The organism is Undibacterium sp. TC9W, assembly GCF_049339865.1.
Taxonomy (GTDB): Bacteria; Pseudomonadota; Gammaproteobacteria; order Burkholderiales; family Burkholderiaceae_D; genus Undibacterium.
On sequence record NZ_JBMPPJ010000010.1, the window covers coordinates 13,934 to 27,031 of the forward strand.

Annotated in this window: 9 protein-coding genes; 5 read left to right on the forward strand and 4 right to left on the reverse strand. The window is 52.1% G+C overall.

Features of this window, described 5'->3' with window-relative positions:
- Window positions 1-331 precede the first annotated feature (331 nt).
- Both ACO0LN_RS15615 and ACO0LN_RS15620 read left to right on the forward strand, forming a co-directional pair.
- Window positions 332-703 carry a GFA family protein gene (locus ACO0LN_RS15615; RefSeq protein ID WP_422975312.1) on the forward strand — a complete coding sequence of 124 codons (372 nt, stop codon included), beginning with the start codon at window positions 332-334 and terminating at the stop codon, window positions 701-703.
- A gap of 36 nt (window positions 704-739) precedes the next feature.
- A complete protein-coding gene (locus ACO0LN_RS15620; RefSeq protein WP_422975314.1) occupies window positions 740-1,381 on the forward strand; it encodes a LysE family translocator in 642 nt (213 codons plus the stop codon).
- A 20-nt stretch (window positions 1,382-1,401) separates the two neighbouring features.
- On the opposite strand, the gene ACO0LN_RS15625 is transcribed toward ACO0LN_RS15620, so the two are convergent.
- The 4 genes from ACO0LN_RS15625 to nirB form a co-directional block, all read right to left on the reverse strand.
- On the reverse strand, window positions 1,402-1,872 hold the full coding sequence (locus ACO0LN_RS15625) for a GNAT family N-acetyltransferase (RefSeq protein ID WP_422975316.1): 471 nt from the start codon (window positions 1,870-1,872) through the stop codon (window positions 1,402-1,404).
- A gap of 4 nt (window positions 1,873-1,876) precedes the next feature.
- Window positions 1,877-4,639: a molybdopterin-dependent oxidoreductase gene (locus tag ACO0LN_RS15630; protein ID WP_422975318.1), complete on the reverse strand. Its 2,763-nt coding sequence runs from the start codon at window positions 4,637-4,639 to the stop codon at window positions 1,877-1,879.
- Window positions 4,640-4,702: 63 nt separating this feature from the next.
- Entirely contained in the window at window positions 4,703-5,047 is a 345-nt protein-coding gene (gene nirD / locus ACO0LN_RS15635) for a nitrite reductase small subunit NirD (protein ID WP_422975320.1), read from the reverse strand.
- A 24-nt stretch (window positions 5,048-5,071) separates the two neighbouring features.
- The gene (gene nirB, locus ACO0LN_RS15640) at window positions 5,072-7,501 is read right to left on the reverse strand and encodes a nitrite reductase large subunit NirB (protein WP_422975322.1); all 2,430 of its coding nucleotides are present in this window, start codon (window positions 7,499-7,501) and stop codon (window positions 5,072-5,074) included.
- Window positions 7,502-7,872: 371 nt separating this feature from the next.
- Between nirB and ACO0LN_RS15645 the strand changes: the two genes are divergently transcribed.
- The 3 genes from ACO0LN_RS15645 (at window position 7,873) to ACO0LN_RS15655 (ending at window position 13,096) form a co-directional block, all read left to right on the forward strand.
- Window positions 7,873-9,087, forward strand: a complete 1,215-nt coding sequence (locus tag ACO0LN_RS15645) for a nitrate/nitrite transporter (protein WP_422975324.1) — start codon at window positions 7,873-7,875, stop codon at window positions 9,085-9,087.
- Between the two features lie 37 nt (window positions 9,088-9,124).
- On the forward strand, window positions 9,125-10,837 hold the full coding sequence (locus ACO0LN_RS15650) for a protein kinase domain-containing protein (RefSeq protein WP_422975327.1): 1,713 nt from the start codon (window positions 9,125-9,127) through the stop codon (window positions 10,835-10,837).
- Between the two features lie 141 nt (window positions 10,838-10,978).
- On the forward strand, window positions 10,979-13,096 hold the full coding sequence (locus tag ACO0LN_RS15655; protein WP_422975329.1) for an EAL domain-containing protein: 2,118 nt from the start codon (window positions 10,979-10,981) through the stop codon (window positions 13,094-13,096).
- Window positions 13,097-13,098 lie beyond the last annotated feature (2 nt).

Sequence of the window (13,098 nt, forward strand, 5' to 3'; positions counted from 1 at the left end):
GTATGTAGAATTGCTTGCATGAGATGGTTGAAAAATAAACAGGGAAATAGTGCCACAGTACAGACGAACAACGCAGACCCGGCATGATAAGTCTATTGCCAAATCATTACAACGATACCAAGGTATGGCTTACATTTGGACACATCTGAAACAGGCAGACAAGGCTTTGCAGCAAGCTTGAATAATTGCTCACGCCTTGACTGATCGAATACTCATAAAATTGGCATGGTAAAAAGACCGTGGCAGCACAGTATCTTGCAGGAAATTGTACCGGTACACATTGCCTGCCATGCTCTAAGATAAACTCACAGTAGATTCAGGAGTAGAAAAAATGCAAATATCCGGTTCCCGCCCCATGCAAAAATATCAGGGGAGTTGCCACTGTGGTGCGGTGCACTTTGAAATTGAGACGGATTTTCCTGAGCTGACGATGTGCGACTGCTCAATATGCCGCCGCAAAAATGCCTTGATGGTCAAGGTACATGAAAGCAAGTTCAAGCTGCTGGCGGGTACAGAATCATTGAGCGAATACCAGTTCCACAGCAACACCGCCCATCATTATTTTTGCAAGACTTGCGGCATTTATCCTTTTCACCGCAAACGCGTGACACCAGACAATTTTGGTATCAACGTCTATTGCCTTGAGGACTTTGATCCTGAAGGCATTCCTGTGCGCCAGGCCGTTGGCGCCCGGATGCCATAAGGCGATGAATCTTTTACACTAAACAGGAAACCAGAAATGCAAACCCAAACCCTTCTTGCCTTTACTGCCATCGCCAGCCTGGCGATACTCAGCCCTGGTCCAGCCACCTTGCTGTCTTTAAAAAACGGCGCGAGTTATGGCACACGCGCGGTCATTTGGTCAGCCTTTGGCAATGTATGTGGTATCTTTTGCCTTTCTACTACCGCATTTTTAGGCTTGGGCGCTTTGCTGAATTCGTCTGCCATGCTGTTTGCAGCCGTCAAGATCATTGGTGCACTTTACCTGTTCTATATCGGTGCCAAGCAGTTATTTGGGAAAAGCAACGCATTGACGCATGATGGGCAAAACGGTCAGGCTGATAGCAGGCCACGTCCGCGCAAATTATTTTCTGAAGCTTTTTTGACAGCAGCCACCAACCCAAAAGCTCTGATGTTTTTTACAGCCTTGTTCCCGCATTTCATCACACCGGACGAAGCTTTGGCACCGCAGTTTTTTGCATTGATGGCAATCTTCATGGGCCTGTCTTACCTGACCCACCTGATGTATGCGCAACTGGCTGCGCGTGCCATGCATGTACTGGTCAAGCCGCGTTTTGTGAAATGGATTAACCGCGTCGTTGGTGCGGCATTCATTACCTTCGGGACGATGTTGCTGAGCTTGCGCAGGCAAACAGCCTGAGGGCCAGAGGGCCTGAGAATTCAGGCAGATAAAATCTTTTCCATGAAGACGCTCAAGGGGTCTTCTTCATATTGACCAAAAGCAGCCCGTTCGGCATAGCCGAGGCGAAAGTATAAGCCCAGCGCCTCAGGCTGCCTGATACCGGTTTCCAATCGGACTACACGTATATCCTGATCCAGCAAATGATCTTCCAGTGCCCGCATGATGTGCTTGGACAAACCTCTTCCTCGAAATTCATCAGGTACAAACACGCGCTTGATTTCACCATAACTTAACTGCTCATCGTCATCAAACAGGATAGTGACAGCACCACAGGCAGCCAGTTGTCCGTCCATGTAACAACCGAGAAAAATCACATTATCGTGCAGCAATGCGTCCACGCTGAGCATGTGATTACTCTCGGCTGGATATAGTGCAGCCATGTAAGCATCAGACATGGCAATCAGTCTGCCTGCGGCTTCTGAAGCCGGATCGACTCTTTCTATCATCATGTTTTTATGCGACTTTTTCCTGCATATTAAAACTAATCATCTTCTTGAGTTCCGGCACGCAAGAGCCACAATTCGTGCCGCATTTGAGTTTGCCCTGCAAGTCAGTCAGAATATCGGCAGGCAAACCATCCATGCCTGCAAGTGTCTTATTGATTTCAGTATCAGTCACATTCAGGCAACTGCAAACCACTTTTCCACGTGCGGCAAAACCCTGAGGTGCCGTTGTACTCGGCATCAGCAGGAGACGGCCCAACCTGGCGACTGGTTCTTGTTCCTGCAGGAAGTCCTTGAGCCAGCTCTCAGCAGACACATCCCCCGCCAGTGCCACGGCAGCCAGGCCACCTTCTTTTACCAGGATATGGCGCGAAACACTGCGGCGCTTGTCGTCATAGCGCAAGACGTCCGCGCCCACTATGCCAAAAATGTTCTCGATTTTTTCCAGGACTTCAGTTGCCACCGCTTCTTCATTCGCAGCACGGAAGATCACACCTACTTTATCACGGCCAAATGGTGTGCAGGATGCATAGGCAAACTCACGCATATAAGGGCGCAAGGCAGCTTGTACGCTGTAGGCTTCTTCGCTATCCAGCCACGCGAATACAACGAAGCGCCAGGGTAATTCTGCCTTCAGAATCTTGACGGCTGCAGCTTTCAGTTCAGGTTGTTTAGAGCTGGGATCGATTGCTGGTGAAGTAAGGGCATTCACACCATAGCTGGCATTGCCGGCATGGCCACGGCCAGATACATATTCCTCCCCCCAGTGCATGGCGATGAAAACCTGGCCCGCACGCTGCTCATCACTTTCAACTACCGGCAAAATGACAGTACCGCGACGGCTGCTGACATGCACCAGATCTCCCGCTTTCAGAAAGCGTCTTTGCATATCTGTGGCTTCCATGCAAAGGCCAGGTTCTGCCACGTGGGCAAACAACTGTGCCACAGTGCCGGTACGGCTCATGCCGTGCCACTGATCACGCAGGCGTCCGGTATTCAAGGAAAATGGATAGCGTGCATCAACTGCATCCTTGACAGGTTGGTATACAGTATTGACGAAACGTGCGCGGCCATTTGGTGTAGGGAAGATACCGTCTTCATACAAGCGCTGTTTGCCAGTGCTGGCACCAGCCGGATAAGGCCATTGCTGTGGCCCCTGCTTCTCGAGTATGGAGTAAGACAAACCGGTGATATCCAGATCGCGACCACGGGTACTGTCACGGTGTTCGTTCCAGACTTGTTCGTCGCTGTCGTACTTGAAGTTGACGGGTGACTTGCACAGCAAAGGAGCCAGTACCTGGGCAAACTGACTGGCGATTTGCCAGTCGTGCCTGGCTTCACCAGGTGCGGCTATGACGGGGCGCACGCGGGATATGCGGCGTTCTGAATTGGTGACGGTGCCTGTTTTCTCGGCCCAGGTGCTGGCGGGTAAAAGTATGTCGGCATAAGGCACGGTGGCCGTGCTGGCATAGGCTTCCTGCACGATCACCAGCTCGGCTTTTTGCAGAGCTTCGCGTATCAGGTTTTGCTCAGGCATGGATTGCGCGGGATTGGTGCAGACTATCCAGATGATCTTGATCTCACCCTGCCGGACTGCTTCAAACATTTCCACTGCGGTTTTACCAGGTATGGCAGGCACATGGTCTACTCCCCAGTAGGCGGCAATTTCTGCGCGATGTTCAGCATTGGCAAGGTCGCGGTGACCCGACATCAGGTTGGCCATGCCGCCGACTTCACGCCCGCCCATGGCATTGGGCTGGCCAGTCAAAGAGAACGGTCCAGCACCTGGTTTGCCGATTTGATGGGTAGCCAGATGCAGATTGATCAGGGCAGCATTTTTTGCAGTACCGGCAGATGATTGATTCAGCCCCTGGCAATACAGCGACAGGCTGGCTTTGGACTGGCCAAACCAGCGTGCTGCCTGCACCAGGTCAGCTTCCTTGATGCCGCAGGTCCTGGCAACAGCTGCTGGCGTGTAATCACGTACGGTTTGCTTGAGTTCGGCAAAGCCCTCTGTATGTTCCTGAATATAGGCCAGATCGATTAAATCTTCCCACAGGCACAGATGCAACATGCCATTGAACAGGGCAACATCGGTACCTGGCAAGATAGGCAGGAACAAATCTGCTTCACGCGCAGTATCGGTACGGCGCGGGTCGGCAACAATAACTTTGATTGCCGGATTTTTTTCCCTGGCCTGTTCCAGGCGCCGATATAAAATCGGATGTGCATAAGCCGTGTTGGAACCGACAATAAAAATAACTTCTGCGAGATCTATATCTTCATAACAGGCAGGCGGCGCATCCGCACCCAGGGTCTGCTTGTAACCGGCAACCGCGCTTGACATGCACAGGCGCGAGTTGCTGTCTATGTTATTAGTGCCTATCAAGCCCTTGGCGAGTTTATTGAAGACATAATAGTCTTCCGTCAGCAACTGACCAGAAATATAAAATGCCACACTGTCAGGGCCATGCGTCTTGATAGTGTTCGCAAACTTGCCCGCCATGCTGGCAATGACGCTATCCCAGTCGCTGCGCAGTCGCAACTCTCCACGCATGGTGGGATCGCGCATTTCAGGATACAGCGCCCTGACCTGTTGCTGTATTTTTGCATCTGCAGACAGATGCAAAGTGCTGCCCTTGCTGCACAGGCGGCCAAAATTAGCTGGATGCTCGGTGTCGCCACGTACACCCAGCACTTGCCTGCCATCGCTTTCAATTACTACACCGCAACCAACGCCGCAATAACAACAGGTAGATTTGGTTTCAGTCATACATGCCTTTAAGTGCACGCTGCATCACATACTATGCATAGTATGTGATGCAGCGCATTTTTTCTATACCTCTATTGCGAGTGTGCGTAACTCATTTGCGTCCAGATATACCTGATCTGCATCCACTTTCAGGCTGAACTTCTGGGTGCAGCCCTCATCTGGAGAAATCGCGCAACCTGTGGGCAATTCTATGTTCCAGTTATGCAAGGGGCAGGCTACTCTTTCGCCAAAGACTATACCTTGTGACAAAGGACCGCCTTTGTGCGGGCATTTATCCAGCAGAGCAAAGACCTTGTTTTCTGTATTTCTGAAGATGGCGACATCCGGCTTGGCCGCACGTGCAACCACGCGTGCACCCAGTACGGGGATATCTTCAACACGACAAATAACTTGCCATTCCTGACTCATGTTTTTTCCTCTCAAAAAATGGCGTTATGCTGGCAAGCGTTCAAACTGACGCGTATCGACCTGAGCTTTTTCTGGTTCATGCCATGGATCAGACTCGCCTTCCAGTGCAAACAGCAAACGTTGATACAGGTCTTTGCGGCGCTCGTGGTCTTCCAATATGATTTTCTTCACATAATCCAGACCGACACGGGCAAGGTAATGCACGGTGCGCTCCAGGTACCAACCTTCTTCACGATATAACTGCAAGAAAGCACCGGTATATTCCATGACTTCTTCATGGGTTTTCAACTTGACCAGGAATTGCGCAACTTCGGTTTTGATACCGCCATTACCGCCTACATAAATTTCCCAACCAGAATCAACGCCGATAACACCAACGTCCTTGATACCTGCCTCAGCACAATTACGCGGGCAACCTGACACAGCCAGCTTGACCTTGTGTGGCGAATACATGCGTGCCAGTTCACGCTCCAGTTGCTGCCCCATGAGGGTGGAGTTTTGCGTACCGAAACGGCACCATTCACTGCCCACACAAGTTTTCACGGTACGCAGACCCTTGGCATAAGCCAGGCCGGATGGCATGCCCAGGTCTTGCCATACGGCGCGCAAATCCTCTTTCTTCACACCCAGCAAGTCAATACGCTGGCCACCAGTGACCTTGACTGTTGGTATCTTGAATTTATCGACGACATCAGCAATCCTGCGCAATTCGCTGGCATTGGTTTCACCTCCCCACATACGCGGGATGACGGAGTAAGTGCCATCCTTCTGGATATTCGCATGCGAACGCTCATTGATGAAACGTGTTTGCGGATCATCCTTGGCTTCACGTGGCCAAGTAGAAATCAAATAGTAGTTGATGGCCGGGCGACAACTGGAGCAACCGTTAGGCGTGCGCCATTCCATAAATTCCTGCACGCCAGAGACCGTCAACAGCTTGTTGGCCTTGATGGCATCACGCACTTGCTGATGGCTATGATCAGTACAAGTGCACATAGGTTTGACTTTAGATGCAGTCGAATAATCACCACCAGCAGTAAACATGATGATCTGCTCTACCAGACCAGTACAGGAACCGCAGGACGCCGAGGCCTTGGTATGTTTGCGCACATCATCGAGTGTGAACAGACCTTTTTCCTTGATGGCCTTGACGATGGTGCCCTTGCAGACGCCATTACAGCCGCAGACCTCGGCCTCATCCGGCATGGCGGCAGCCTTGGTATGGCCTTCATGACCAACGTCGCCGGTATTTGATTCACCAAACATCAGGGAATCGCGGATTTCAGAAATATTCTTGCCTTCGCGCAGCAGTTTGAAATACCAGCTGCCATCGACGGTATCGCCATACAGGCAGGCACCAATCAGTTTGTCGTCTTTTACCACCAGTTTTTTGTAGACGCCGCCTATGGGGTCAGACAAGATGATTTCTTCAGTGTCTTTACCACCCATGAATTCACCGGCAGAAAACAGGTCTATGCCTGTCACTTTCAGTTTGGTGGAGGTGACTGAACCCTGGTAACGGCCTATGCCAAAATTAGCCAGGTGATTGGCGCAGACTTTGGCCATTTCAAACAGAGGTGCGACCAGACCGTACACAGTGCCGCGATGATTCACGCATTCGCCGACAGAGTAAATGCGCGGGTCATAAGTCTGCATGGTGTCATTGACGATGATGCCGCGATTGCAGTACAGGCCAGCAGATTCTGCCAGTGCTGTATTAGGACGTATGCCAACTGCCATGACGATCAGTTGCGCAGGGATTTCCAGGCCATCGGTAAAGCGTATGGCTTTGACGTGACCAGCATCATCACCAATGATGGCTTCGGTATTTTTTTCGAGCAGGAAGTTCAGGCCGCGGTCTTCCAGAGATTTTTGCAGCATCTTGCCAGCAACAGGATCAAGCTGACGCTCCATGAGCCAGCCTGGCAGATGCACGACAGAAACGCTCATGCCGCGCATTTTCAAACCATTGGCGGCTTCCAGACCCAGCAGACCACCACCGATAACGACAGCATGTGTATGCTTTTCTGCCGCTTCTATCATGGTGTTGGTGTCGTAGATATCGCGGTAGGCAATCACGCCCTTGAGATCCTTGCCTGGAACCGGCAACATGAAAGGTGTAGAGCCAGTGGCCAGCAGCAGACGATCATATTCAGTCTGGGTACCGTCTTCGGCGATCACGATACGTTTGTGGCGATCGATTTTGGTGATTTTTTTTCCGAGGTGCAGCGTGATATTATTTTCTTCATACCAGTCGACATCATTAAGCATGATGTCTTTGATGGTTTGCTCGCCTGCCAGTACTGGTGATAGCAGGATACGGTTGTAATTGGCATAAGGTTCTGCACCAAATACGGTAATGTCATACAGGTCGGGGGCGATCTTGATTAATTCTTCCAGGGTACGCACACCTGCCATACCATTCCCTACCATCACTAGCTTAAGTTTCTTCATGGCTGCTCCTTTGCTTGTCTCCCCAGACTCTAAGCAAGAGCAATGCCAGTTCATTTTTATCTGAGGGAAAGCCAGACTGTTTTTATAAGCCTGCACCAATTTAACTGCGCATTAATATGGTTTTCACCAAGAAAAACGGAGGATTCCTCTGTTGGCAGCAAAAGCAATGCCACTTATTGAAGCATGCACCCGAAATTCTCGCGGCACTCATACAAAACCCAGCCATTCCGGTGCATTGCACCATTTAATTCAGAGCACGCACAGTTTTTGCGCAGAAAGTTTTGTTTTCAATCATGAAATACGCGAATCATCTGCACATTTTGATGGCACGTCCCTTGCAAGTGGCATGCGTGTTCACTATTGGAGCGATCATGCAAAAAACTTCCTTCTGGAAAGCCGGGCACACGCCCACCTTATTGGCATCCTTCTTTTATTTCGACCTGAGTTTCATGGTCTGGGTATTGCTGGGGCCACTCGCCATCCAGATTTCCAAGGACCTGGGCCTGACCGCTGCGCAAAAAGGCCTGATCGTCGCTACCCCCTTATTGGCCGGTGCCCTGCTGCGCATCGTCATGGGTGTGCTGGTCGATCATCTGAAACCCAAGAAAGCCGGTTTGATAGGGCAGGTCGTCGTACTGGCAGGATTATGCTGGGCATGGCTGGGGAATTTGCACACTTATGAACAACTGCTGTTCCTCGGCGTGATCCTGGGCGTCGCAGGTTCTGCCTTTGCCGTGGCATTGCCGCTGGCATCGCGCTGGTATCCGCCTGAGCACCAGGGCACTGCTTTGGGGATAGCGGGTGCAGGCAATTCCGGCACCGCCTTTGCCGCCCTGTTTGCACCAGCACTGGCAATTGCCTTTGGCTGGCAAAATGTGTTTGGCCTGGCGCTGATACCCTTGTTCATCGCTTTGGCGGTTTACCTGATTTTTGCCAAGGATGCGCCAGGTGATGCGCCTAGCAAATCCCTGACTGAATACCTGGCCGTGCTGAAAGACAAAGACGCCTGGTGGTTCATGTTCTTTTACAGCGTCACCTTTGGTGGTTTCTCTGGCCTGGCATCTTCCCTGACGATTTATTTCAATACGCAATATGGTTTAACGCCAATCACAGCCGGTTACTTCACTGCTGCCTGCGTGTTTGCCGGTTCTCTGGTGCGCCCCATGGGTGGCCGTATTGCTGACCGCATAGGTGGCATCAAAACCCTGTCTGTCATGTACACCGTCGCTTCTGCCTTCCTTTTCATTGCATCCATCGGTTTGCAATCTGCGGCTGCTGCAGTATGTGTATTCGTGGTTGCCATGCTGGCCTTGGGCACCGGCAATGGTGCGGTATTCCAGCTGGTGCCGCAGCGCTTTCGTAAAGAGATGGGTGTCATGACTGGCCTGGTGGGCATGGCTGGTGGCATAGGTGGTTTTTATCTGGCGGCCAGCATGGGTTATTCACGCCAGATCACCGGCAGTTATCAAATAGGCCTGTCGATTTTCGCCAGCCTCGCCATCATCGCCTTGCTGGGTTTATCATTGGTCAAGAAACGCTGGCGCACGACCTGGGGCTCTGCCGCCATGACTACTGCAAAAATCTGAATACACAAAATACACAAAATACACAAAATACACAAACATGCCACTGACAGTCAGCACAGGACATCACAGCGTCGCTGGCATACGCCCGCGTAATGAAGACTTTGTCGGCATGGTCACGCCAGGCGAACCCGAGCTGTCCTGCAAAGGCATGGTATTGGCAGTAGCAGATGGCGTCTCTGGCAATGAAGGCGGGCGCGAAGCGGCTGAATATGTAGTACGTGGCCTGCTGACCGATTACTATGCCACGCCTGACACCTGGGAGGTAACAACAGCACTCGATAAGGTGCTGGTCGCCATGAATAGCTGGGTACAGCAGCAAGGCTCAGTCCGCCGTGAGCTGGCAGGCATGGCCACTACCATGACCTCACTGGTCTTGCGCGGACGCATGTATTACAGCGCCCACGTGGGCGACACCCGCTGTTACCTGTTGCGTGACGGTGCCTTGCAAAAACTGACCCAGGATCATGTCTGGGACAGACCAGAGATGCAACATGTGCTGACCCGTGCCATCGGCCTGGACAACCACCTCGTCATCGATCATGGCATGGGTGAGCTGCGTGTCAATGATGTCTTTTTGCTGGCTTGTGATGGCATCTGGGCCAGTCTGACAGAATATGATCTGACAGATTTTTTGAAGCAGGTCAGCACCGATAAGTTGGACAGTGAAGCAGTCTGCGAAGCACTATGCGCAGCCGCATTGAAAGCGGGGTCGCAAGACAACTGCAGTGCGGTGATAGCACGCATAGACAGCTTGCCAGAAGGTGAGTTGCGCGATGCCATCAGCGAGCTGCACGCCCTGCCAGTACCACCACGCATGAAACCCGGCCAGACCCTTGATGGTTATGCGATAGAAGAAGTCATGCATACCTCGCTGACGACGATACTATATCGCGTCAGCGACACCTCTCATCACCGGCAACTGGTGTTAAAAACCCTGCATCCTGACAAGGCCAATGATGCGCAGGAGCGCTCAGCCTTTGCGCATGAAGCATGGCTGGCCAAGCGCGTGGTAGCACGTTTTTTCCCTCAGGTCATAACACCCGATCAAAGAAACTACCTGTACTATCTCTCAACCTGGCATGCCGGTGCATCCCTGCAACAAAGGCTGGAAGCCGGGCAGCATTTCACCATCCCAGAAGCAGTCGCTTATGGTGGCAAGCTGGTACGCGCCATCGGTGCGCTGCACAGACGCAGCATTCTGCACAGGGATATCAAGCCCGCCAATGTGCATCTGGGGGATGATGATGAAATCCGCATTCTTGACCTTGGTGTCGCACAATCCGGCTTTGACAGCCGGGATGGCCAGGGCAATGCCAGTCATATCATGGCAGGCACACCTTCATTTTTGGCACCTGAACAATTCCAGGGTGCAGCACCATCCCGCGCCACTGATCTGTATGCCACCGGCGTCACACTTTACTATTTGCTGACACGCCACTATCCGTATGGCGAAATCGAACCTTTCCAGCGCCCCAAATTTGCTGAGCCTGCGTCGCCGGGGCGCTACCGCCCGGATTTGCCACACTGGCTGGAAAACGTCTTGCTCAAAGCCGTGGCACGTGACGAGGCTGAACGTTTTGAAACCGCAGAAGAATTTTTACTGGCACTGGAACGTGGTGCCGCCCATCCCCTGCCCGCCCCGCAAGCCAAACCCCTGGCCCAGCGCGACCCGCTGGCCACCTGGCGCATGCTGGCAGTATTGTCCATCGTCGCCAATGTCTTGATGTTGTATATACTAATCGCCCGCTGATCTCTGCACAATAGTATTGCCCTCGCTGTTAATAGTGCATTAACATAAGCCTGTAGTGGCGGGCCCTTGTGTGCCTGTGGCTTTTTGCACGCGGCAAAAAGCGCCTTTTGTACCGGACCAAGAACATAAGCGGCCATATTTATGTCGAACAGCTTTCATCGCCTGATCCAGCTCCTGCGCTTGCGCCGTATAGGCATGCGGCTGGCATTGAGCTATGCTTTGTTGCTGATACTGTTCAGCATTGTCTTGCTGTTGCCAATTTCACAAATCCGCAACATGACTGCGCGCAATGAGCAATTTGCCCGCAAAGAGGTGCGAAGTCTCCTGTATGTGCAAGAACTCAGCGTAGCGACAGAAAACGTCGGCAGAGCCTTATTGCAATTCCTGACAGTTCCTTATGAACAACGGGTACCTGAATACACCATCGTCGATGAAAAAAACCGCCGCATAGATCAGTTCATCAGCGATCTAGAAGGCAGCCTCAGTGACGACGGGCAATTGAACAGCCTCAAACTGCTCAAGCAAAAGCGCGCAATTTATCAGCAGCATTATCTTGATACTGTCAATCAGCTCGAAGATGAAGGGCAGGATGCGGCCAAAACCAGCTTTAGTACGCGCGTCAAACCGGCACTCGATGCCTTGCTCGAACAGTCCAAAATTTTTCTCAAGCGTGAGCAGGAATTAATCCAGGCCCATCAGGCAGAAGCGCAACTGGAACTAGAAAAAACCGGCACCATGGTCGCCATGCTGTCTGTCTTTGGCGTCATCCTGGCGGCAGCGCTGGCATGGCTGACCACCCGCAGCGTAGTCAGGCCATTGGCAAGGCTGGAAATCAGCGCACTGCAAATTGCCAAAGGCGACTACCAGACCCGTTTTATTCCCAGCAAGACAGAAGAAGTCGCACGAGTAGGTGAAGCCCTGAATACTATGGCTGAGGCCATAGGCATACGTGAACAAGCTGTTGAGCGCCTGGCTTATTACGACAGCCTGACTGGCCTGCCCAACCGCACCCTGTTGCTCAAGACGCATGAAGGCCAGGGCTTGCCATATCAGGGCTTTATCCTCATGGATCTGGCACGCCTGAAGGTCATCAATGAAACCCTGGGATTTGATACGGGCGACACCGTCATCTCAGATGTGGCCTTGCGTCTTAAAACCGTCATCAGCCAGGATACCTCCATACAAAAACCCTGGCTGGCAAGACTGGCTGGCGGGGCCTTCGCGGTACTCTGCCATGACAGTTCCAAAGCTGCGGTAGAAGACCTGCATCAGCGCATAGATGCAGCCATGGCCGATCCGGTCAAATGTGGCCAGCATTCTGTCGATGTCAGCCTGGTGTATGGTTTTGCCATCACCACAGCCACACCGCTACCCTTGATGACCCTGATACGTAATGCCGAGGTTGCCCTGTATGCTGCCAAACGCAGCGCCAGTTCATCGGCCTGGTATACCGATGCGCAGGAAGCCTCACGCCTGACCCATCTTAGCCTCTTATCTGATTTGCGCTCTGCCGTCCGGGAATCAGAACTGCAAATGTGGCTGCAACCCAAGCTCTACCTGGCAACAGGCAAGGCTTATGGTTTTGAAGCCCTGGTACGCTGGCAACATCCAGTGCGTGGTTTTATCTCCCCCGCAGAATTTGTTCCGTTTGCCGAGCGCACCGGCTATATCAGCATGCTCACCATGTGGATGCTGGAACAGGCCATCGTCACGCTCAAAAACTGGCAAGACAAATATCCTGGCCAGACCATTGCCGTCAATGTCAGCACCCATGATTTGCGTGATGCCAGCTTCCCAGATCAAATAGCCGCACTGTTGCGTCAATATGAGCTCAATCCAAAATTGCTGAAGCTCGAGATTACCGAGAGCGGCATCATGGAAGACCCGGGCAGTACCATAGAGTTGCTGAACCGTCTGCGCGCCATCGGTCTGGATTTATCCATTGATGATTTTGGTACAGGCTATTCTTCCCTGTCTTACCTGCAACGCCTGCCTGTAAGTGAGCTCAAGATAGACCGTAGCTTTGTCATCGACATAGATCAACTGCCAGCGACCCAGGGTTTGGTCAAGGCGATTATAGAAATGGGCCATGGCCTTGGCCTGAGCGTGATTGCCGAGGGCATAGAAACCGCAGCCGAGCGGGAATGCCTGCGCCAGCTTGGTTGTGATTCCATGCAAGGTTATTTCGCCAGCAAACCTTTGTATGGTGATAATCTGCAAAAATGGCTGGACGCTCTGGCTAACCACGCTGGCGATTGAGC